Source organism: Bacillus sp. FSL M7-0558, from assembly GCF_038003245.1.
Classification (GTDB): domain Bacteria; phylum Bacillota; class Bacilli; order Bacillales; family Bacillaceae; genus Bacillus; species Bacillus pumilus.
Genome location: NZ_JBBOOU010000001.1, coordinates 3,396,984 through 3,418,286, shown reverse-complemented (window position 1 = coordinate 3,418,286; position 21,303 = coordinate 3,396,984). Strand labels below are relative to the sequence as shown.

Annotated in this window: 23 protein-coding genes; 15 read left to right on the top strand and 8 right to left on the bottom strand. The window is 41.9% G+C overall.

Features of this window, described 5'->3' with window-relative positions:
* Positions 1-6 precede the first annotated feature (6 nt).
* From MHB79_RS17400 to MHB79_RS17380, 5 genes are all read right to left on the bottom strand, one after another.
* Positions 7-1,428 carry an ATP-grasp domain-containing protein gene (locus tag MHB79_RS17400; protein WP_335365731.1) on the bottom strand — a complete coding sequence of 474 codons (1,422 nt, stop codon included), beginning with the start codon at positions 1,426-1,428 and terminating at the stop codon, positions 7-9.
* Between the two features lie 15 nt (positions 1,429-1,443).
* Complete coding sequence (locus MHB79_RS17395; RefSeq protein WP_050944484.1) at positions 1,444-2,205, bottom strand: SDR family NAD(P)-dependent oxidoreductase; 762 nt, start codon at positions 2,203-2,205, stop codon at positions 1,444-1,446.
* A complete protein-coding gene (locus tag MHB79_RS17390) occupies positions 2,202-2,909 on the bottom strand; it encodes a cupin domain-containing protein (protein ID WP_340990351.1) in 708 nt (235 codons plus the stop codon). The genes MHB79_RS17395 and MHB79_RS17390 overlap by 4 nt, the downstream gene beginning before the upstream one ends.
* A gap of 1 nt (position 2,910) precedes the next feature.
* Positions 2,911-3,513, bottom strand: a complete 603-nt coding sequence (locus MHB79_RS17385; RefSeq protein WP_003215386.1) for a hypothetical protein — start codon at positions 3,511-3,513, stop codon at positions 2,911-2,913.
* 149 nt (positions 3,514-3,662) lie between these two features.
* On the bottom strand, positions 3,663-4,895 hold the full coding sequence (locus MHB79_RS17380; RefSeq protein WP_050944482.1) for an MFS transporter: 1,233 nt from the start codon (positions 4,893-4,895) through the stop codon (positions 3,663-3,665).
* Between the two features lie 145 nt (positions 4,896-5,040).
* Between MHB79_RS17380 and MHB79_RS17375 the strand changes: the two genes are divergently transcribed.
* Entirely contained in the window at positions 5,041-5,520 is a 480-nt protein-coding gene (locus tag MHB79_RS17375; protein WP_106029502.1) for an Lrp/AsnC family transcriptional regulator, read from the top strand.
* 13 nt (positions 5,521-5,533) lie between these two features.
* Here the strand turns inward: MHB79_RS17375 and MHB79_RS17370 are convergent, their stop codons facing one another.
* The gene (locus MHB79_RS17370) at positions 5,534-6,694 is read right to left on the bottom strand and encodes an MFS transporter (protein ID WP_340990348.1); all 1,161 of its coding nucleotides are present in this window, start codon (positions 6,692-6,694) and stop codon (positions 5,534-5,536) included.
* 67 nt (positions 6,695-6,761) lie between these two features.
* Positions 6,762-7,532 carry a hydrogen peroxide-dependent heme synthase gene (hemQ, locus tag MHB79_RS17365; RefSeq protein ID WP_003215092.1) on the bottom strand — a complete coding sequence of 257 codons (771 nt, stop codon included), beginning with the start codon at positions 7,530-7,532 and terminating at the stop codon, positions 6,762-6,764.
* Positions 7,533-7,772: 240 nt separating this feature from the next.
* Here hemQ and pta point away from each other — a divergent pair, with 240 nt between their 5' ends.
* From pta to MHB79_RS17295, 14 genes are all read left to right on the top strand, one after another.
* On the top strand, positions 7,773-8,744 hold the full coding sequence (gene pta, locus MHB79_RS17360) for a phosphate acetyltransferase (protein ID WP_003215086.1): 972 nt from the start codon (positions 7,773-7,775) through the stop codon (positions 8,742-8,744).
* Between the two features lie 133 nt (positions 8,745-8,877).
* A complete protein-coding gene (locus MHB79_RS17355) occupies positions 8,878-9,729 on the top strand; it encodes a MurR/RpiR family transcriptional regulator (protein WP_113767832.1) in 852 nt (283 codons plus the stop codon).
* Between the two features lie 143 nt (positions 9,730-9,872).
* Positions 9,873-10,544, top strand: a complete 672-nt coding sequence (locus MHB79_RS17350) for an RraA family protein (RefSeq protein ID WP_335365725.1) — start codon at positions 9,873-9,875, stop codon at positions 10,542-10,544.
* Positions 10,545-10,555: 11 nt separating this feature from the next.
* On the top strand, positions 10,556-11,431 hold the full coding sequence (locus MHB79_RS17345; protein ID WP_050944478.1) for a prephenate dehydrogenase/arogenate dehydrogenase family protein: 876 nt from the start codon (positions 10,556-10,558) through the stop codon (positions 11,429-11,431).
* A 45-nt stretch (positions 11,432-11,476) separates the two neighbouring features.
* Positions 11,477-12,811 carry a TRAP transporter large permease subunit gene (locus MHB79_RS17340; protein WP_003214816.1) on the top strand — a complete coding sequence of 445 codons (1,335 nt, stop codon included), beginning with the start codon at positions 11,477-11,479 and terminating at the stop codon, positions 12,809-12,811.
* Positions 12,812-12,824: 13 nt separating this feature from the next.
* Entirely contained in the window at positions 12,825-13,091 is a 267-nt protein-coding gene (locus tag MHB79_RS17335; protein ID WP_003215032.1) for a hypothetical protein, read from the top strand.
* A gap of 176 nt (positions 13,092-13,267) precedes the next feature.
* Positions 13,268-13,678 carry a YwqH-like family protein gene (locus tag MHB79_RS17330; protein ID WP_309216061.1) on the top strand — a complete coding sequence of 137 codons (411 nt, stop codon included), beginning with the start codon at positions 13,268-13,270 and terminating at the stop codon, positions 13,676-13,678.
* Positions 13,671-13,949: a YwqI/YxiC family protein gene (locus MHB79_RS17325; RefSeq protein WP_321999880.1), complete on the top strand. Its 279-nt coding sequence runs from the start codon at positions 13,671-13,673 to the stop codon at positions 13,947-13,949. Before MHB79_RS17330 ends, MHB79_RS17325 begins: the two co-directional genes overlap by 8 nt.
* An 11-nt stretch (positions 13,950-13,960) precedes the next feature.
* Complete coding sequence (locus tag MHB79_RS17320) at positions 13,961-15,748, top strand: T7SS effector LXG polymorphic toxin (protein ID WP_340990345.1); 1,788 nt, start codon at positions 13,961-13,963, stop codon at positions 15,746-15,748.
* Positions 15,748-16,191 carry an SMI1/KNR4 family protein gene (locus MHB79_RS17315; RefSeq protein WP_050944474.1) on the top strand — a complete coding sequence of 148 codons (444 nt, stop codon included), beginning with the start codon at positions 15,748-15,750 and terminating at the stop codon, positions 16,189-16,191. Before MHB79_RS17320 ends, MHB79_RS17315 begins: the two co-directional genes overlap by 1 nt.
* Before the next feature lie 162 nt (positions 16,192-16,353).
* On the top strand, positions 16,354-16,746 hold the full coding sequence (locus MHB79_RS17310) for an SMI1/KNR4 family protein (RefSeq protein WP_340990343.1): 393 nt from the start codon (positions 16,354-16,356) through the stop codon (positions 16,744-16,746).
* Between the two features lie 167 nt (positions 16,747-16,913).
* Complete coding sequence (locus tag MHB79_RS17305) at positions 16,914-17,759, top strand: lipoate--protein ligase family protein (RefSeq protein ID WP_253622057.1); 846 nt, start codon at positions 16,914-16,916, stop codon at positions 17,757-17,759.
* A gap of 124 nt (positions 17,760-17,883) precedes the next feature.
* Complete coding sequence (locus MHB79_RS17300; RefSeq protein ID WP_268492351.1) at positions 17,884-20,160, top strand: glycosyltransferase; 2,277 nt, start codon at positions 17,884-17,886, stop codon at positions 20,158-20,160.
* Positions 20,157-20,390, top strand: coding sequence for a DUF5970 family protein (locus MHB79_RS17295; RefSeq protein ID WP_340990339.1), 234 nt, complete (start codon positions 20,157-20,159; stop codon positions 20,388-20,390). The genes MHB79_RS17300 and MHB79_RS17295 overlap by 4 nt, the downstream gene beginning before the upstream one ends.
* 34 nt (positions 20,391-20,424) lie before the next feature.
* Here the strand turns inward: MHB79_RS17295 and MHB79_RS17290 are convergent, their stop codons facing one another.
* On the bottom strand, positions 20,425-21,225 hold the full coding sequence (locus MHB79_RS17290; RefSeq protein ID WP_340990337.1) for an RsfA family transcriptional regulator: 801 nt from the start codon (positions 21,223-21,225) through the stop codon (positions 20,425-20,427).
* Between the last annotated feature and the right edge of the window lie 78 nt (positions 21,226-21,303).

Genomic DNA, 21,303 nt, shown 5'->3' with positions numbered 1-21,303 from the left:
TCTTTCTTATCCCTTCACTAATTCATCCATTAACTGAATGGCTGCCTGCTTTTGAATGTTACGGATGGAGGCGGCAACATCCTGAGAAGACGACCCTTTTAATTCAAGAGACACGATGCCATTAAATGCTTCAAATAAAGATAGATCTACAAAGGTTCCTTTAGGTGGGACAGATTCGCTGATGATGACAGTATCTCCAACTAAAGTGTCCTGCGGAATATGCACATGATCAATGGTGATGTGTGTGGCCTCAGGCGGAATGTGTCCGCTCTCTTTGAAATGCTGAGGGTATAAATGACAGTCTGCTACATAATGCGTATGTCCAGAAAGTAGTTCTTTTGGCAAATTAGCTTTTTTTCCATCGACTAATACATCAATCAGCAACTTAGCCATATCCACCCCAAAGACCTTTTTGATATTCGGAATCATATTCCAGCCAGCAAATCTAGCTGCTGATTCGATCAGTCCGGTTTCTCGATGTTTCATAAGCTTGATTTCTGTATGAGTGGCACAGTTTTCAAGACCTAATCCTTCATTTGCTTTCCTCGCTGCCTCAATGATGATTTGCTGGGCTTCATTGTCTAGGATCGACGGAGTGATATGAGCCGTTTCTGTAAAGCCGATTTGAGGGGTCTTATCATGAATGACAAAAGGGATATATTCACCCTCAACAACTAATCCTTCTACACTGACATAATCAGAATAGCCGTCGTCTTGATACCAATCCTCGTAAGCGCCCTCTAAGTACGTTTCAACGACAAACGGTGCTTCATACGTCACAGCGTTTGGAACGGGAACGGTTTGCAAATAGGATTGTACGTTTAAAAAGAGATCATCACTGCCGGATCGGTCATGAAAAAGGGTCACGCCAATGGAGCTTGCTAAATATGTAGGCTTTAAAATAAGCGGTGTACCAATATGTTCAATGGCTTGCTGAAAATCAGCTAAAGTCGTGACAGGCTGAGTTTTTACTGCTTTGACCCCAGCCGCGTTGAATGCAGCCCTCATTTGGCTTTTATCACGCGCTAATTCAGCCGCCTTTACCCCAGCGCCGCGCAGCCCAAGTCGCTCAGCGGCTTTTGCCATTGGTGCAATGAATAATTCATTATTGGTGGTGATCGCATCCGCTTTGAAAAAGGAAGCGACGCGAACTAGGTCGTCCACCACCTCTTCCTCGGATTTTAGATAATCATCATGTGCCCAGTAAATCGAATCTGGGTGTTCAAAAGAAGGGTTTTTGTCAAAATAATCTCGATCTTTGATGACCGCAATAGAGTATTTTTCGATTAGCTCAGCGTGTCCCTTTGTAATAGCAAAAGGTCTCGGGATATAAGAAACGATATGATACGATGCAGCCACGCTTTCGTAAAACATATGGGGCGGGCATCCTCCTAGATCAGCAATGACAAGTACGGTTTTTTTACTCAATGAAAGCACTCCTTTTTATCTAGCGGTGTAACCGCCATCTGCTGTGACAACACTTCCAGTCATATAGCTGGATAGATCAGAGGCGAGAAACAGCATGACGCTCGCAATTTCTTCGGGTTTTCCGAGACGAAGTAATGGGTTCACCTTTGCTTTTTCCTTTTTAACAACCTCAAGGCTTTCTGAATGATTGTCTGAAAAGGATTTTTCATTTAATGGTGTATCAATAATGCCTGGGGCGATACAGTTCACTCTGATTTGATGGGCGGCATAGTCGACCGCCATCGATTTGGTGAGCTGGATGACACCGCCCTTTGTTGCGTTATAGGCAGGGATGTCAGGCCAGCCGACAAGACCTCCGACAGATCCAGTATTGATAATACTTCCGCTTTTCTTTTCAAGCATATGCGGCAAAGCATGCTTACTCATGAGAAATACACCCGTCAGGTTGACCTGTACAATGTGATTCCAATCCTCCAGCGTCATCTCGTGAACGGGAGAGACAATTTCAATGCCTGCATTGTTAATCAGCACATCGATTGTCCCAAACTGGGTCAGCACAGACTGAACGGTTTTTTGACAGTCAGACTCATTCGTAATATCTGTTTTGAAAAACGCAACATGCTCGTGCGCCAATGATTCGACGAGCTGTTTGCCGCTTTTTTCATTGATGTCAGCCACTGCGACTTTTGCTCCGTGCTCAAGGAAAAGCTTGACTGCAGCAAGCCCAATTCCCGATGCACCTCCTGTAATCAGGACGACTTTTCCGTCGAGGTTCATTTCTTCACCTTAGACGCTTTTGGCTTCAACCGATTATAGCGGGGAGGGAAGAAGAGGTTAATAGACTTTGAGGCTTCCGGCTTTGGATTTATCGCCCCGTGGTCTTCCCTAGGGTCACAAAAGTAGGTAGTACCAAATTCCATTCTCTCTGTAAAGCCTTCAATCGTCATATCATAACCTCCGCTAATGCAAATGCCGATTTGTTCATTGCGGTGTTTATGAAAAGGCATTTCTCCGCCATTTCCAGGAATGTTGGCAATCATGAGCTCCATCCAGTCCTCAACAAAAAAGGTCACTTCCATGCCAGGGAGTAAATCCCGTGTTTTGAAAATGTCTAAGAAATAAGTAGGAGGCGCCGTATATTCCTCGCCATCTTTTAATCTCTTAATATCAATAGCAATCACTCCTTCATCTGTCAGGTTAGAAGCGCCGTGAGGGACAAAAGGTGGTGCGATATAGGCTGATTCTAAAGGGGTGAGTAATTGGATCGATGGGCCGACTGTCATTTGAAGCTCGCCTTTTAATACGATGCCGATTTGTGCTTCGGGATGCTCGTGAGGTTCAATGATCGTGTGAGGAGGGATGTATGAGATGAGCACTTCCGTATCACCTCTGACCGTGGAATATTGTGTGACACCATTCTCCCATTCTATTTTTTTGGCTTGTGGAAAATATCGTTCTTGCGTTTTTTGTTCAGTTTGCATATTATATCTCTCCTTTTCCGAATATGGACCAGCTCATAGGAATGCTTTTAAACGTTCGAACGAAGGTGAGGCCATATGTGGCTCTGGCTACCTCATTGGTTAAAGCGAAATCAAATTCGCCGTCTCTTACTTTTTGTGCGGCAGTACTTGTCGAATTGACTAGCTCAAATTCAGCATTTTGGTGAATGAAATATTGAATCAAATTGACAGGTGCAGGGTGAGAGACAATTTTTAAATGGTGGAGCATTTGTTCTTGAAATGGAAAATCTGGTCTGACAGCCAAGCCATACATGGGTGTGTCACATCTGAAAATTTGTAAGAGCTGCAGGTCAGGTCTCATGTAGAAGTGTTTGATTCCTTCGTATGCGTGTGGAACGAGAGTGTATTGGAGTGCGTGAGAGAGAGTATGTTCAATGCAAGTTTCGAATGTGTCATAAAGGGATAGTTTCGTATGAGTGCCGAGAGTAGTGGTGGAATGAGAGATGAAGTGTTTTGCTGCGTATTCACTGCTTGTCCCCTTAGGGCCTAGTGTATTGACTGTAAACATCTTAGGTGAAACGATGGGCTCTTCTTTGAAATGAAAAACATCATTCTTTAAGATCATGTTTACCATCCAATCTTTTTCAAATTTTTACTAGATTATAAAAAATAAAATTGGCAATTGTCAACAAAATTTATAAAAAATGTATTTTATGATGATATTAAAAATTGATCTAAAAAACTGCACATACCTAGATGTGCAGTGAATTGAACTTACGTTTCAAATGTGTTTTTATGTTTCTGCTGTAAGGTTCGTTCACGTTTATAGCTGACGAAGCTAATAAGAAAACCAACAAGCGTAACGAGAGCACATACAAGCCCTACCGTATGATAGCCGAAATGGACATAGACAGGTCCCATAAGAGCGGAACCAAGCATAACGGCAAGATTGGACGCAAGGCTGTAAAAAGCCATCACTTTGCCTCGGTGGGTTTGGGAGCAGTCACTTAGAACAGTGCTCAAAAGCGTGACAGATAAACTTTGCATGGCACCCCAAATAAATAGGGCAAAAATCAGCAATGTCCATGAGAAAGGAGCATAAGGAAGTAAGGCGAGAACGAGCGTAATGCCGCCCAGCACAAAGAAAAGAGAACGAGTTTTGCCAAACCAGTCTGCTAATTTCCCTGTAAATACACTCATGGAAAAACCGACACCGTAAGCCATGATCAGAAGTCCTGCCGTCGATTGCCCTCCAGAAAACAAACTTTGTAGATACGCTCCTAAAAACGAGTACATGCCATAAAATCCAAGCATATTACAAAATGTCACGGTCAAATAGGCGGGGACACGATCAATTTTCAAAGCTCCCCATAAAGAGCCAGCTTTCTCCCTAGCTTGAGGTGTTCCTGTATTCGCTGTGGCGGTTTGTTTACGAGATTCAAGGATGACGAGCAGCAGGACAATGAGACTCATGATGGCGAAAATCCAAAAGGTCCATCGCCAGTTTAAACTCTGCCCGATGAAGGCGCCAATTGGTACACCAAGGACAAGAGAAAGAGACCAACTCGACACAATGAGCCCCATCACTTTGCCTCGATATTCATAAGGAACCCGGTCACCCACAAGCGCATAGGCTGTTGGCACAAATACACCGGTCGCCAGCCCAGAAATAGCACGGCCTGCAAAAAATACGGCCAGATTCGGGGCAGCCGCACACATTACGGTGCCAATTAAAAAGAAAGAAAGCCCGATAATCAGGCATAGCTCCCTTGAATACCGGTCCCCTAAAGGAACAAGCAGCGGGGCTCCAACCAGCACAGCTAACCCATAAATGCTGATGGAAAGGGCGAGAATATCAAGAGAGTGCTGAAAAGAGTTTGATAAATCAGGCAGCAGTGGTGAAATCACCAATTCTTCCGATCCCGCCGCAAAGACGCCAAGTGTGAGCGCAATGGCAAGTGTGATGGGAAATGTTTTAGAAGCCTGGCTGTCTAAAGATTCTTTCATCAGGTGATCCCTCCAAACTTGCTTTTTCATTCAATTCCGTTAAAATAAATTCTACCATTATTTAGTTTTATTTTACATTTCGCATCATAAGTATTATCATAAAATACTTTTCAAATGGAACGATTTTTGGATAGGAGAGGTACGAATGAAAATCACCGATGTTGATGTGCATATTTTAAATGAATTGAAAGAAGATGCCCGCTTATCTATGAGGGAATTGTCCAAGCGAGTCAATTTATCCGCACCTGCGGTAGCAGAAAGAGTGCGTAAATTAGAAGATGCAGGGATTATCGAAGGGTATTCGGTTCAGGTTAACTATAAAAAATTAGGGCTTATGATTGACTGCCTGCTGGAAGTCACAGTGCTAAACGGGGAGTATCAACGTTTTGTGGCTTTTATGAATCAGCACCCACGCGCTTTTTTTGCTTATCGAGTGGCAGGGCAGTCATGCTTTTTCATTAAGCTGTCAGTCGCTTCCCTTGAAGAAATTGAAGCCTTTATTCAGGCAGTGTCTGGGTTTACAAAAACAGTATCTCATATCGTCTTATCAGGGCACTCTTTTTCTCATCCCATTCAGGAACGTGTGAAACCAATAGAAGAGCCAGAAATGACCGTGGTGAAGTAAAAAAGGACCTGACTCAGGCCCTTTTTGTTCGTTTATCTGACTGATAGCTCATGATCGTAATGATAAGTCCAATGAAGGTGACAGCTGCAGCAAATAACGGTACAAGCTGTAAATATGTGATTTCGATGGCAAGACCGCCAAGCGCTGCACCGCCGGCATTCCCGATATTAAAGGCAGAATGACTAAGCGTTGATGCGAGTGTCGGTGCTTCATGTGCCATGTTCATCGTGCGGTATTGCAAGGTAGGAACAAGAATAAATGAAATGATTCCCCACACAAAAATGGTCAGCACAGCAGGCACTTTGAATTCGGAAGTGATTGTAAACAATAACAGGACAGCCATTAGCAGGATCAGGGACACGATAATACTCGGCATCAGCTTCCAGTCGGCAAGCTTTCCACCAACTAAATTTCCAATAGTGACCCCAAGTCCGAAGAGAACAAGGATAAGCGTCACTCCATTTTCCTGAAAACCAGTCACTTGGAGCAGGATTGGGCTGATATACGTAAAGGCTGTAAACACACCTGCAAAACCAAAGATCGTCATTGCAAAAGAGACGAGCACTTGTGGTTTTTTCAATACAGACACTTCATTTCGAATATCCAGGACTTCTTCCTTCGATTGATTGGGTACTAAGCTGATGATACCGATTAAGGAAATAAGCCCAATAACGGCAATGACGAGAAACGACATACGCCAGCCAAATTGATTTCCGATGAATGTACCGAACGGCACACCCAGCACATTGGCGACCGTCAGTCCTGTAAACATGAAGCTGATCGCACTTGCACTTTTCTCCTTAGGTACAAGCCGTGCAGCCATGATCGCCCCGACGCCAAAGAAGGTCCCGTGAGCAAATGATGTCAAAATACGTGCGGCCATTAATAGACCATAAGAGGTTGATACAGCAGCAACAGCATTTCCCGCCACGAACAGGATCATTAATAAAATGAGAAGACGTTTCCTCGACATTTTCCCAGTCGATAAAGTTAAAATAGGTCCGCCAACTGCCACACCAAGTGCATATCCAGTAATCAGCTGCCCTGAAGCAGAGATAGATACATGAAGGTCGTTTGCGACGTTTGGCAAAAGTCCCATAATGACAAATTCAGTCATGCCAATTGAAAACGCACCGAGCGTTAATGCAAAAATAGCGATGGGGAAGTTTTTCATGATGTGATCACCCTTCTAAAAAAATACATAAAAAGGCTTCGGAAAGATCCGAAGCCTTAAGAGTTTATCATACATGAAAATAAGACGCCAGCTGCTCGTTTGCTAATCGGTTTCCGACAAAGAAGGAACCAAATTCGCCGTAGCGTGCACTGACTTCATCAAAGCGCATTTCATAAACCAATTTTTTGAATTGAAGCACATCGTCAGAGAAAAGAGTGACGCCCCACTCATAATCATCAAAACCGACGGAGCCTGTAATGATCTGCTTTACTTTACCAGCATAGCTGCGGCCGATTAAGCCATGGCTTCTCATGAGTGATTTACGCTCATCCATAGAGAGCATGTACCAGTTGTCATTGCCGGAACGTCTTTTATCCATTGGATAGAAGCACACGTATTGAGAAGAAGGGAGCTCTGGGTATAGACGTGCACGTACATGCGGGTTCTCGTAAGGATCTCCGCCATCTCCGCCTCCTGCTAAGTAGTTGCTAAGTTCAACAACTGAAACGTACGAATAAGCTGGGATCGTAAACTCTGCTAGTCGTGTCTTGTTGAATTCAAGTTCAATTTCACCCAGTTCTTCCATGGTTGGACGCAAAATCATGAGCATAATATCTGCTTTTTGGCCGACAATACTATAGATTGTTTGGCTTCCAGCCTTATCGTGCTCAGCTGTTTTCCATTTTTCTAATAGACCTGTGAACTCATGAAGAATCGCTTGCCGCTCATCACTTGTCAGCAGCTTCCAAGCTGTCCAGTCAAAGGTTCTAAAATCATGCAGTGCATACCAGCCGTCTAGTGTTTGAGCTGCTTCATTGGTTGTATGTTGTTCGCTCATTTATTTCACTCCTATTTACAGTTTTCCATCTGTTCCAACTATAACATAGTTTGTCCAAATGGAGATGTGATCAAAACTTGAACGACGAAGTCAGCTTTTATGGAAATTGATTAAATTAGTTTGAAAAATATGAATTTAATTTGTAAGCGCTATAATGTAAGTTGGTAGTTTGAATTTATGTAGAAGAAGAGTATGCTTGAAAGAGAACGCTTTTTTTGTAAAATCAAGGAGGGTATATAAGTGGCAGATATTTTTTCAACAGTTCAGGAAAAGGTTGCAGGTAAAGGAGTAAAGATCGTTTTTCCTGAGGGAATGGACGAACGCATTCTAACAGCCGTTCAAAAACTAGCAGATGGCAAAGTCTTGCAGCCAATTGTTGTAGGTAAAACACAAGAAGTTGAAGCAAAAGCAAAAGAATTAGGTCTTACACTTGATGGTGTTGACGTGTATGATCCTCATACATATGAAGGTTTTGAAGAGCTTGTACAAGCTTTCGTAGAAAGACGTAAAGGCAAAGCAACAGAAGAGCAAGCAAGAAAAGCATTACTAGATGAAAACTACTTCGGTACGATGCTTGTGTACAAAGGTCTTGCAGACGGACTTGTGAGCGGTGCAGCACACTCAACTGCTGACACAGTACGCCCAGCACTTCAAATCATTAAAACAAAAGAAGGCGTAAAGAAAACATCTGGCGTCTTCATCATGGCTCGTGGCGAAGAGCAATATGTGTTTGCTGATTGTGCAATCAACATTGCACCAGACAGCCAAGATCTAGCTGAAATTGCGATCGAAAGTGCAAACACAGCCAAAATGTTCGACATCGAACCACGTGTGGCAATGCTTAGCTTCTCTACTAAAGGCTCAGCAAAATCAGATGAAACAGAAAAAGTTTCTGAAGCAGTTCGCATTGCAAAAGAAAAGGCACCTGAGCTTGTACTTGATGGAGAATTCCAATTCGATGCAGCTTTCGTTCCTTCAGTAGCAGCGAAAAAAGCACCAGATTCCGTCATTAAAGGCGATGCTAGCGTATTTGTTTTCCCTAGCCTAGAAGCTGGAAACATCGGCTACAAAATTGCACAGCGCTTAGGTAACTTTGAAGCTGTAGGTCCAATCTTGCAAGGCTTAAACCAACCAGTAAATGACCTTTCAAGAGGCTGTAATGCTGAAGACGTTTACAACCTTGCACTTATCACAGCAGCTCAAGCACTATAAAATAGCATCTCGGCTAAAGCAGTCAGCGCGATAGATTCGTGCTGGCTGTTTTTTTATTTTGGACAAATGTGTACAATATAGAAAGAAAACAATCTGATCGTAGATAAAGCCGATAGGATGGGCAGGTGCTAAAATGGAGGATTTAATACATAAGCTTCAGCATAAGGTCGCTTTTTTAACCGATGCACAGAGGAGAATTGCAGATTATATCGTACAACATCCAATGGAGGTCGCTTTTTTAACTGTCGATAAATTGGCGTCAAAAGTCGGGACGAGTACAGCAACCATCATGCGCTTCTCTGCTGCTGTGGGGTATTCTGGTTTTTCTGAGTTTCAAAAAGAGCTTCAATCAGCGATGAAGCATAAAGCTGACCCTCAAACAAGACTTGAGGCGAATCTCAAGCATTCAAATAAGAGTAAGCTCCTGCATAACCATGTAGAATTGCAATTTCAAAATATCCAGTACGCATTGGACAATATCACGGAAGAAACCTTTCAGCAAATTGTTGGGAAAATAGCCAATGCGCGCCACGTTTTGTGTACAAGTGTCCGAAGTGGAAGACCTGTTGGCGAATACATGTCGTTAGGAATCAATCGGCTATTGGGGAATTGCCAGTATATTGATGCAGATCAAAGTGACTGGGTGGATGATTTGGTTCATTTCAACTCGAGTGATTTCATTATAGCGGTCAGCTATCCGCGTTATGCAAAGCGTATGAAGGATTTGATGGAAGCAGCAAAGTCTTATGGGGTGGAAGTCCTTTTAATTACAGACAGCTACAGCTCTCCACTAACTAAATATGCACAATATGTATTACCGTGTTCCTCAGCAAGTGTAGGCTCTCATAACTCTGTCGTATCTGCTATCTTTATCGTCGATTTCATCTTAAGTGCATTAGCGATGAATGATCCAGAAAGAACAAAACCACGTTTAGATCAAATCAATCATATGTTGACGAAAATGAGTTATCACACAACACAATAGTCGTGTGATAACTCATTTTTTATTTTTTTGAAAGCGCTTTACTAATTAAAAATGAGATGGTATGATCATATCACGAAAGTAATATATATTACTTTAAATTAATTAAATGTAATGAATATAACTAGAAGGGGATGATGAAAACAATGAGTACTGTTCATTTCGTGTCAAATGATCTTATAGCTAGGGCAAGAAAGCTTAACTCAACCTTGTTGTCAGACGTGATGGGATGCACCGGCGCGATGGATCATCAAATCAAACCAGTTGCGAGAGGCATGAATGTAGTCGGCACAGCTTTTACCGTGAGCTTACGGCCAGGAGATAATCTGTTTCTTCACCATGCGATTTATTCTGCACAAGTAGGCGATGTACTCATCGTTGATGGGAAAGATCATAGGGGTCACGCATATTTAGGAGAATTGATGGCCGGTTCAGCAAAAGCTGTTGGAATAGAAGGAATCGTGATCGACGGTCTTGTCCGCGATAAAGTCGCTTTAGAGGAATTAGCTTTTCCAATCTATAGTAAGGGATTCACGCCGAATGGACCTTTTAAGGATGGGCCTGGTGAATTGAATGGAATCATCTCGTGTGGAGGGGTCAAAGTATCACCAGGTGACTTAGTCGTTGCAGATGATGATGGAGTGGTGATTGTTCCGAAGGAGAAAGCAGAAGAGATGCTGTCGTTGGCTGAAGAGAAACAAGCATATGAACATCAAAGATTAAAAACCATTCAACATTATATGAGCGAAGGAAAGCAGGATATCAGTCTCTTAGCGCCTGCATGGTTAGAGGGCAGAATGAAAAAATTCCAGAGATAGGGGAATCTGTGATGAAGATAGGCTTTATCGGTTATGGAGAAGCTGCATATGAGCTGTCAACGGGATTGAAAACAGAAGGATTAGATCATTTTTATGCGTATGATGTACTATTACAGAATGAGAAACTTGCTGGACCAATGAAAGAAAAAGCAGCCCGCACAGGCGTCGAATTAACAAGTAATGTGAGTGAAGTCATTGCAAAATCTGACATTGTCATTGCGGCTGTGCCAGCGAATAAAACCCTAGAAGTGGCTCAATCCGTATTAGGAAGTTTGAAAAAAAATCAAGTATATGTGGATGTGTCGGCATCAACTCCAGATATTAAAAAACAAGTGGCAGACGAAATTAAAAAGCAAGAAGCTCTATTTGTAGATGCCGCCATGCTAGGATCTCTTCCGGTTAACAAACACAAGGTTCCAATCACTGCTAGCGGAAGTGGAACAGATCGATTCATTGAATTAACGAAAGAATACGGTATGAATATTACAAAAATCAGTGATCAGCCTGGAGATGCTTCAGCCTTAAAGCTAATAAGAAGCATTTATATGAAAGGGATCGTCGGTTTACTTGTTGAATTTTTGGAAATTTCTAAAAAATATAATGTCGAAGATCAAGTGATTTCTTCACTAAGCGAAACGCTGGACAGCAAAAGTTTTGAAGAGACGATGAATCGTCTTGTGACAGGGAGTGCATTACATGCAAAAAGACGAGCGGTCGAATTACTTGGCTCTATTGAAATGCTGGATTCAGCTCATATTGATGCGAGCATGTCCCGGGCAGCACAACAGAAGCTAGAGAGATTAGCAGACTTTCAATTCGTTGAACGGTTTAATGGGAAAAAGCCGGTCAGCTGGAAAGAGGTCATTGACGTGATGCAGCAAGGGTGATTTTTGTAAGCGTTTTATTTAAGAAAGGGGAGGCGAAGAAACGACATGGGTTTTATTGCATTGATTGTATTCATAGCCGTCATCATTATATGGAATGTCGTCGTGAAACGAAATATGGGAGAAGCCATGCTGTTAGGCTTTATTGCAACCACTTTGTTTGGCGGAATGGATGCGCTTAGACTGTTCTGGGATGGTTTAAAATTTGCATCCACATATGAGGTGCTTTATGCAGCCGTTGCGTTTGTGTTCATGGCCTATTTAATCGAAAAGCTGGAATTAATTCACGCACTCTTGCGCATCCTGAATTCGGTTGTCGGCAAGCTTCCTGGGGGAGCGGCTTATATGAGTACGTTAGGTTCAGCAGTCTTAGGTGCTCTTTCAGGTTCAAATTCTGCAAACACAGCTGCCACTGGCTCTATTACGGCTTCTTGGATGATTAAATCAGGATGGAGCCGAACCCATACGGCCACGATTCTAGCTGGGAATGGCGGACTTGGAGCCGCGCTACCGCCAAACTCTTCCATGTTTATCATGCTGGGCTTTGCACCAGTTGCAGCCCTTGTCTCTGAAGGTGATTTATATATTGCTCTTTTAATAGGAGGACTGTATCAAGTCGTATACCGGTTTATTTTGGTGTATATTCTGGTGAAAAAGAATAAAATCCAAGCGATGCCGCCAGATGATATTGTTCCCTTTAGAGAAGCTGTGAAACAGGGATGGAAATCGATTTTTATTTTTTTCGGTGCCTTGATCCCTATCATCATCACAATTGGTCCGCTGGCAAACTACTTAAAAAGTAATCCAAACATTGGACCAGAGGCAATGGATCAAATTTCTTTAATTACGTGGATTCCGATTCTCATGATGCTGATTAGCTTAACAATTGGAAGAAAAAAAGCGTCTGCGTTAGATTGGTCTCAGTTTTTCAAGTCGGCAATTCCTAAGTTTACAACGATCGGTGCCTTGATGCTGTTTGCTGTTGCTGCTAGTCAGGTGCTTGCTGAATTAGGACTCGCAGAAGATTTGACGCAAATCACGTCAGTACTTGCCATTCCGAAGTGGCTCATGGTGCTCATTGTTGGTGTTCTTGTCACGCTGGTGGCTGGACCATTATCTTCAACTGCCACATTAACAGCTGTTGGGCTTGTCTCATTTTCAGCTTTAATCTCAGTCGGAGTAGACCCTGTTGTCGCTGTTGTCGCCATTCTTGCTTTTTCATCAACAGAAGGCGCTTCCCCGCCGGCATCTGGGTCAATTTTCATCGCTTCTGGTCTTGCAGGAGCCCGGCCGGAGAAAACATTTATACCGCTCATTCTTTACTATATGCTGCCGATTGTAGGAATTGGCTGGCTCATCGGAATGGGCATACTTCCAGTATAGAAAGGAGAAACACATGAGAGCATTGATGGAATTTTTATTTAAAGTGCTGCTTGTCCTTTTCTTAACGTCAGGTACCCTGTTGGTATTCGGTCAAATACTAGGGATTCTCTTGCAGAATGGAGATTTGATCATAGCAAGTACGAACCTATTTAAAAATCCTACACTGGTATTAAGCGCTTTTTTTAGTCTTGTTGGTTTCTCTCTTCATTATATTTCTGAAAAGAAAGACACGTCATTTAGTGATCAACCATCAGCATCAGCTGGTGATTCGATCAAATAAGCGTCAAAAGCTGGATTCAGTTGGTGAATTCAGCTTTTTTTTGCGCGTGTGAAATAGGTATAAAAACCCAATACGTACGATTCATTTTTCGTTGAATTCGTTTTCAATCATATGCCTCTTGTGCTAGGAAATGGTAACATAACGGAGGACTATTTAAGGAATAGAGGTGTTTGACGATGTCTGGAGCCATCATCGGTTATACAACAGCCTTGTATTCGTTAAAGGCAGACATATCCATAAAAAAAGAACAAATCATAGAACTGAGCATGTGTCGAAAAGAAATAAAAGAAGCAAAATTGTCTCTGGCAGATGCTGGTAAAAAAATCACTCATCCAGATCTGACATCACATACATGGTTTGGCCTTCTTGCAGATACGTTTGATGACATTCGAGACGAGATGGCATCCGCCAGTCAAGAGATAAAAGGTGTACAACTGACCAATCTAGTGAATCGAATTGATGAGAAAATCAGTGACCTAAAATCGGAAATCCATTCGTTAGAACATGAGATCCATTCCGTTGAAAGAAAAATAGAGAGAGAAAAGCAGAAACAATTGGAAGAAAAAAGAGGGAAGTCACATGAGTAGAGAAATCAAAATAGATGCCAGTGAAATCAAACAAGTTTTACAACATACCAAACAATCAGGCGCTCAAATGAATACAAAACTTCCAACAACCATCAAAGGGAGAAACCAGCTCCTAGCAGCAGATACATTAGAAAGAATCAATCAACAGTTGAACGAATTAAGTACATCCTACATAGGCATTCTTCAGAAACAGCTTGTACAAACAGAACAAGCGGTGAACACCATGATTGAAACGGACAAGGCGCTTGCCTCCAGCAATAAAAGAAAATAAAGGAGAACGCAATGAAAACCCTTGACGCCTTTGCGCTAATAAACGGAATTGACCAAACGCTGAATACATTAAAGCAGCAATCACAACAAATCAGCTCCATAGAAAAACAAATCCATCACATCATTTCACTTGATGGCGCACTAAAGGGAGAGGCGGGACAAGCCATCCGCTCCTTTTATACAGAATGTCATATTCCCTTCCTGCAATTCTTTCAGGTCGTCATTGAGGAATACAGCACTGCGCTGAAAAGCACAAAACAGGCGCTTCATGCACTTGAATCAAACGGGCATGACTTTATATCACAAGCATTTATTGAACACGAACTTGATCAAGGTTTAAAAAAAGCTGAACGAATGATTTCTGAAATCGTATCAGAGGTGAACCAAGCCATTGGCAGAGTTGGTCATATTGTTAAATTACCAAATGTAGACGAATCAGCTTTTCAGCAGAACTATCAAAAGGCATGGCTTGAGACATCAAGAACCATTGGTCTGCTTCATGCATTTGACAGAGAGCAGACAAGCGCTTTACATGAAACCACAAGCTCCCTTCAAACAATGAAGCAATACATAAATACCTTAAGTACCATGTTCACCGGCCCAAAAATCGACATCATGAGCTATCAAAAGGGATCTATTTTCAAAGATGGAAAAGAAGAAAAAGTGAACAGCACCATCAGTGGATTGAATGGCAAAATAGACAACCCGAAAGACAACCCGATGATGATCATGCTGAAGAAGCTGAGAGAGAAAGAACAGACGAATGTGGAGACGGTTGTTCTGGATGACACACATAAACACATCAACAAACAAGTCACAGTCAACGACCCATCCCTTACGACATTGCAAAGGGAAGCCGTGAACGGGAAAAACAAGATTCATAGAGACATCAGGGTCATAAATGGTAAACTATACAACGTCAAAGGCATTAAAAAATTAAAAGAATTCGATATCGCAGATGAAGTCGTCACCGATTCATCCGATATTGATTTTATTGGCGGCCGATACACCGTTTACGCCAATAAACAAATCATCCGAACGTATATCGCGAACGGTGAAGTAAGAATAGAAGAAGTAGACAAAATCCCAGAAAGCCGCAGCCGAGGAAACGCGAAACGCATATTAGACGGTGAAGTCGTCTCAACAGCCGAAAACATCATCCTAGAATACAGCGGCATCTACGACGGATATCGAGCCGTTACTGGCAAAGACCCAGAAACCAGCCAAAACATCAGCAGAACAGACCAAGTTCTGTCCGTAGCTTCAATTATCCCAATCGCTAAAATAGTGAAGGTAGGGAAATATGTTTTTAAGATGGATCAAGGGAAGAATGCGGTGAAAAGGGTTACTATTAGTACAGGGAGCAAGATAGATTCTAACACAATAAGAAAATATGTTAGGGATATAGAAGGACGAACAGGAAGAGAGCTACCTAAAAACCAAATAGATAATTTGAAAGCAGCATTAAGAAATAAAGAGTATAACAAAATGTCACCCATAGAAACGGCTAAGCATCGGGCGAAATTTGACAGTTTGAAAAATAAAGTAATCAAAGATTGGGAAAGAAATACTGGACAAAAGTGGCCAGTGTATAATGAAAATATTATTTCGGAAAAAACCGGTAAAGTAATTAGAAAAAAAGGAGATAAGTATGATGCTCACCATATAATTGAAAATACTTTTGGAGGGGAGCATGAATGGTGGAATATGCATCCTGCAAAATTTCCAAATGAGCATCAAGCTGGTATACATGGTGCAGGTTCACCAGCAAATACATTATTTAAAGGAGTTAAAAAATAATGAGATATGAGTTTATTAAGAAAAACGAAGAAAATAGTTTTTTTTTAGTAACTGAAAAAGAAATAATAGATGTTGAAAAGGAACTTGATTTAAAGTTTCCCAAGGAGTTAATTAATTTTTATATAGAGGTAGGTTACGGTTTTATTAATGGGTCTGAGTTTAACATTAATCGTATTATGGACCCTTATTCTGTAAGAGACTTTCGATTAAGGGCTAATGATTTTGAATTCTATCCAGACATTGAAATCTATGATGAATTTGAGAATAACAAATTAATATTTTTTGAAGCAAATGAGACAGCTTTAATGTCAATTGAATTGAATGAAAAGGATAGAAGCGCAATATACTATTATGATATCCAAATCGCTAATTCTTTAGAGGAGTTTTTAACCAATATCCAAGAGGATGATAAATATTATCTAGATTTACTAGTAGACTATTAAAAGCCTTTCAAGATTTACTTTGCCATTGATCAATTAATATATGAGAATTGGACAAGGGGAAATTCATAAATTGGAATATAATTGTGGATTGAGTGACCTGTTAAGTAAATCTAAAGATAAAGCAAAACTTCATAAACATAGCACTTATCTAGGAGGATCCAAATGGTCGATTTATCCCAAATCCCAGGCCTAATCATCAACAATCCAGAAACTGATATAAACATCAAAAAGGCAGAATCCCAACTAAACATGGTGCTACCCGATGCTTATAAAAACTTGCTGAAACAGACAAATGGATGTTCCATTGGTGGCGATGTCCTACTATACGGCACTGAGGACATTACGGAACGAAATGCAACGTGGGAGGTTCAGCGGTATGCAGGAGGCTATATAGCGATTGGCGACGATGGCGGCGGGCGAGTATTTCTCATGCGTCAGGCCGAAGAGGAGAAAAAGGTGTGGATTGTGGATGCTGGTGTAATGGACCCTCAGCATGCAGAGTTGGTGACTGAAAACTTGCTGGAGTGGGTGAGTAGGGGATGTATCATTGAATGATCACAGCCTTCAAATACATGAATCACTGAAAAGTAAAACTGAATCATCCAACTGAACGCTCTGTGACGTCAAATGTCATGGAGCTTTTTTGACGATCTCTCTAATTCTCCCTCCATTCATCCCATGTTATAATAAACACAGTTTATGAACGAGAGGATATGCAGGACATGAAAAATGAACCTATTGAGTTACTGACACAGCCGAAATGGCGAATCATAGATCAATCGAGCCTAGGTCTCTATGTGGACCCGAAGCAATCCTTTGCGATGGATGATACGCTTTGTGCGTCAGTCGGGAAAGGACTCTCACCAGCGACTGCGCGTTCTTGGGTGCATCACAATACAATTGTGCTTGGAATTCAGGATACAAGACTTCCATTTCTCCAAGATGGTGTGAAACTGCTTGAGGAAGAGGGGTATCGCGTCATTGTACGTAACTCAGGCGGTCTTGCTGTGGTGCTGGATGAAGGTGTCTTAAATGTGTCGTTAATCTTTGCGGAACAAAAGAAGGGCATTGATATTGACCGCGGGTATGATGCGATGGTGGAATTGGTCTGCCGGATGCTGTCTAAGTATGAGGTGGACATTGAAGCCTATGAGATTGTCGGCTCTTATTGTCCGGGCAGCTATGATCTAAGCATCAATGGAAAGAAATTTGCAGGCATTTCTCAGCGTAGATTACGCGGTGGAGTCGCTGTGCAAATTTATTTGTGTGCAGATGGAAGCGGGCGGGAACGTGCCGACTTGATCCGCCGTTTTTATGACGCCGCTTTAAAGGACAAACGAGAAGAAGTGAAGGCTGTGTTTCCTGATATACAGCCAAATACGATGGCTTCTTTATCAGAATTAACTGGAGAACCAATTGATTGTGCACTTCTTATGCGTCTTTTACTAGAAGAGCTTCAAACGCTCAGTGATCAGCTGACAGCGTCAGGACTGAACGCAGAAGAACAGCTGGAGTTTGAAAAAAACATGACGCGGATGATTGAGCGGAATGAAAAGGTGTTCTCTTAAAAATCTTGAAAAGTTAGGATAGTCAAATAGAAACGGAGGGGCACTGTAATGAAAGAATCCCTTCCTTCGTTATGAATTTTTTTATGCAATAGTCTTTTATGACATAAGAAAGAAGGAAAATGTATTGTCATTATTCACCACGTATTACCCGCTGTTTATGCTTTGTGTTTTATCTGTGCTGTATGTAATGTATCGTATTCAGCCGGTGGCCACTACTGTTAAAAAAATCATCATTGTGCTCTGTGTGTTAACAAATGCCGCCTATATTTGCTGGCGTCTTTTCTTTACACTGCCGCATGAAGGTATTTTTAATATTGTGATGGGTATTTTGCTTGTTGCCTGTGAATGCATTGGGTTTTTACAGCTGCTTGTGTTTTATACACTTGTTTGGAAGCCTTCCAATCGGAAACAAGTCATGATCAGTGATCTTGACAGGCTGCCAACAGTTGATATTTTCATAGCTACATATAATGAACCGATTGAAGTGCTGAAACGCACTGTTGCAGGTTGTGTGAATCTCTCTTATCCAAAGGACAAAGTCCACATTTATTTATGTGATGATGGCAAGCGGGCGTCTGTAGAGCAGCTTGCTTCTGAGTTTAGTGTTCATTATCTGACAAGAACAGATAACAAGTATGCGAAGGCGGGTAACCTAAACCATGCGATGTCTCAAACGAATGGGGAGCTGATTCTCACACTTGATGCGGATATGGTCCCCCTTCCTTCGTTTTTAGAAAAAACAGTGCCTTACTTTCATGATGGAGCGACGGCGTTTGTTCAAGTTCCACAGGCGTTTTATAACGAAGATCCTTTCCAATATAATATGTTCTCGAAGGATCGAATTCCAAATGAGCAGGACTTCTTCATGCAAACCCTCCAAGCTGGGAAGGATCGGTTTAATGCTGTGATGTATGTCGGAAGTAATACAGTATTTAGAAGAATCGCCTTAGATGAAATTGGCGGATTTGCTACTGGGGTGATTACAGAAGACATGGCGACAGGAATGCTACTCCAAGGAAAGTTCAAATCTGTGTCTGTCGGAGAAGTATTAGCCGTCGGTCTGGCACCTGAAAGCTGGCTGGATTTGTTAAAGCAGAGAGATCGGTGGTCGAGAGGGAACATTCAGTGTGCCCGTAAGTTTAATCCTTTGAAGGTTCGTGGCTTAACGCTGATGCAGCGAGTTCTTTATTTAGATGGTATTGTGTATTGGTTTAACGGTTTGTTTAAAATGATTTACATTCTCACACCGATTTTGTTTTTATTGTTTGGTATTCAAAGTTTCTGGGCAGATTTCCAGTCCATTTTCATGTTCTGGCTACCGGCGTTCTTTAGTTCCTATTTAGCATTTAAACTAGTGTCGAATCAAAAAAGAAGCATGTTTTGGAGTCATATTTATGAAAGCTCTATGGCATTCCACCTGGCTGGTGTGGCTTTAAGTGAGCTGTTTTTCAAAAAGAGAGTGGAATTTCTTGTCACACCAAAGGGAATTCAAACGGACAAAAGACACTTTCATTTGAAAACTATGATTCCCCATTTGATCTTTTTGCTGCTCTCATTGCTTGTCCTAGTGAAAATAGGATACGATGTGAAGGTAAATGGGACGATGAATGCTGATCTCATGTTGATTAATATATTTTGGGTGATGTATAACGGTGCAGGTCTATTCATGGCACTGCTTGTGGCGTTTGACCGTCCGCGTTATCGAAAATCAGAGCGGTTTGTCATTGAAAAAGAGGGACAGCTTCATTCTGATCATCAAGATGAGTCGATTGCTTGTTTTCTACTAGATATGAGTGATTCAGGTGCGCGTCTATCCATTCCATTGGATCAAGCTTCTTCTCTTTATCAAGGACAAACGCAATTGTTCTTTTCAGAGGATGAAAGTGTGGCGTGTGATGTGGTTTGGAGCCATCCAGAGGGAGACAAGCTGATGGTTGGTGTTGCTTTTACTGACACACAAAAATCAGAGTATCTATCACTGATCCGCTTCCTATTCACACGAGAGCATGTATCGATAACGGATCGTGAGAAAAAATCCTATGCTGTTCGGACATTTCTCCGCTTTGTAAGAGAAACGAAGAAGGTACCAAAGGCCTTGCAGCGAAAATGGATGAGAAGGCCTTTGCAAGGTGTGGCAGGCACGCTGTCCTATGAGGGCCGGTTAGAAGAGAAGGTGCCGGTGAACATACATGATATTAGTTTATCTGGATGCAAAATCGAGTCTGAAGCTTCAATTGAATTAAATGAGAAAGTGCTGATCACCATTGACGCAGAATCTCTGACAGATCAGCCGGCAATTGCCGTTTGGACTTCAAAAAGGCGCGGCCGCACAATTGTCGGACTCAAGTTTATTCAACCTGAAATCAAGCAGATAGAAGAAAGAGAGGGAGTGGTTTCTTGAAATCAAAAAACGGCGGTTACCTCTATTTACTATGGCTTCCTGTCATCATGGGAGCCGGCTACGGTATTTCACTAATGGTGCCGTTTCTTCAGCCTGTCCTGACACTTGGTATCGCAGGTCTTTATCTTTTTATATTTGGTGATTTTCAGGTGAGACAAGTCAGGTATATTTTTATGTTCGTCTTTTTGATTAATGTTCTTTTTAGTGTGATGCTATTTTTAGGCATTTAAAAAAGTGCTTCCCGCATATGGGGAGCACTTTTTGTTATTCTGCCATTTTTTCGAGGTTGCCGTTTCGGTCCATTTTAAAGGTTGGAGCGGCAGTGTCGTCCTCTTCAAACAAAACTAGTTTTCTTGCACGGTTCATGATTTTGACGAGTGTTTCATAATCTTCTTGAATCGTGAGCTGATCCTTTTCAAGCTTTTTCACTTCTGCTTCTAGCTGTGTGACTTTATTTGAAAGTTCGTTATTTTCTCGTTTTAACCGGCTGTTTTCCATGCGTAAGGCAGAGGATTGCTGTCCATCGCCTTCATAGCGGCGCAAGAAATCAATGACATCTTCGATGGTTAAATCCTGTTGCTGCCTAAAAGGATTGGCTTCTGGCTTTTTCTCTGCGACATGAGAAGCCTGTGACAATAAATGTGATAAACTAGCTAACTCTTCATTGTAGCTTTGGTCTACAAACTGGAGCTGCTCGGCTGTTTCAGATGCTGGTGCAAACGTTTCTTCCTGCGCTGGTTCCAGCTCCTGTGAGAATTCCTCTTGCATGACCGTTTCTTCTACTTGCGGCTGATAGAGTAATCGTTTCTTTGCAGGCTGACCATTGCCGAGTGCGCGCATCCGTTGTTTCCGCTGCTTTTTGGCAAGGGCTAAAGCTTTTTCATATTGATGCCTCACAACAGCATTCCATCTAAAACCGCATGCCGCTGAGGTGCGATTTAGCTTGTCTCCTACTTCTTCAAACGCATTCAGCTGTGTGCTGCCCTCTCTGACGTGACGTAAGACGGTTTCTGCCAAAAGGAGATCGTCTTCCTCTGACCAAGCATCTTGTCTTTGTTTTGACATGTTTAAACCCCCATATGATTTGATGGTATTAGATTAGCCAAGTTCAAGAAGGTTTATACAAGTTTGCTAAAAGGATAG

Bases quoted from the DNA above. Each gene is read 5' to 3' on its own strand.
- MHB79_RS17325 (WP_321999880.1), top strand. From the start codon at position 13,671: ATGAGTAGAGAAATCAAAATAGATGCCAGTGAAATCAAACAAGTTTTA.
- MHB79_RS17355 (WP_113767832.1), top strand. From the start codon at position 8,878: ATGGAGGATTTAATACATAAGCTTCAGCATAAGGTCGCTTTTTTAACC.
- MHB79_RS17335 (WP_003215032.1), top strand. From the start codon at position 12,825: ATGAGAGCATTGATGGAATTTTTATTTAAAGTGCTGCTTGTCCTTTTC.
- MHB79_RS17320 (WP_340990345.1), top strand. From the start codon at position 13,961: ATGAAAACCCTTGACGCCTTTGCGCTAATAAACGGAATTGACCAAACG.
- MHB79_RS17290 (WP_340990337.1), bottom strand. From the start codon at position 21,225: ATGTCAAAACAAAGACAAGATGCTTGGTCAGAGGAAGACGATCTCCTT.
- MHB79_RS17390 (WP_340990351.1), bottom strand. From the start codon at position 2,909: ATGCAAACTGAACAAAAAACGCAAGAACGATATTTTCCACAAGCCAAA.
- MHB79_RS17370 (WP_340990348.1), bottom strand. From the start codon at position 6,694: ATGAAAAACTTCCCCATCGCTATTTTTGCATTAACGCTCGGTGCGTTT.
- MHB79_RS17310 (WP_340990343.1), top strand. From the start codon at position 16,354: ATGGTCGATTTATCCCAAATCCCAGGCCTAATCATCAACAATCCAGAA.
- hemQ (WP_003215092.1), bottom strand. From the start codon at position 7,532: ATGAGCGAACAACATACAACCAATGAAGCAGCTCAAACACTAGACGGC.
- MHB79_RS17395 (WP_050944484.1), bottom strand. From the start codon at position 2,205: ATGAACCTCGACGGAAAAGTCGTCCTGATTACAGGAGGTGCATCGGGA.
- MHB79_RS17305 (WP_253622057.1), top strand. From the start codon at position 16,914: ATGAAAAATGAACCTATTGAGTTACTGACACAGCCGAAATGGCGAATC.
- MHB79_RS17315 (WP_050944474.1), top strand. From the start codon at position 15,748: ATGAGATATGAGTTTATTAAGAAAAACGAAGAAAATAGTTTTTTTTTA.
- MHB79_RS17345 (WP_050944478.1), top strand. From the start codon at position 10,556: ATGAAGATAGGCTTTATCGGTTATGGAGAAGCTGCATATGAGCTGTCA.
- MHB79_RS17380 (WP_050944482.1), bottom strand. From the start codon at position 4,895: ATGAAAGAATCTTTAGACAGCCAGGCTTCTAAAACATTTCCCATCACA.
- MHB79_RS17330 (WP_309216061.1), top strand. From the start codon at position 13,268: ATGTCTGGAGCCATCATCGGTTATACAACAGCCTTGTATTCGTTAAAG.
- MHB79_RS17375 (WP_106029502.1), top strand. From the start codon at position 5,041: ATGAAAATCACCGATGTTGATGTGCATATTTTAAATGAATTGAAAGAA.
- MHB79_RS17385 (WP_003215386.1), bottom strand. From the start codon at position 3,513: ATGATCTTAAAGAATGATGTTTTTCATTTCAAAGAAGAGCCCATCGTT.
- MHB79_RS17340 (WP_003214816.1), top strand. From the start codon at position 11,477: ATGGGTTTTATTGCATTGATTGTATTCATAGCCGTCATCATTATATGG.
- MHB79_RS17350 (WP_335365725.1), top strand. From the start codon at position 9,873: ATGAGTACTGTTCATTTCGTGTCAAATGATCTTATAGCTAGGGCAAGA.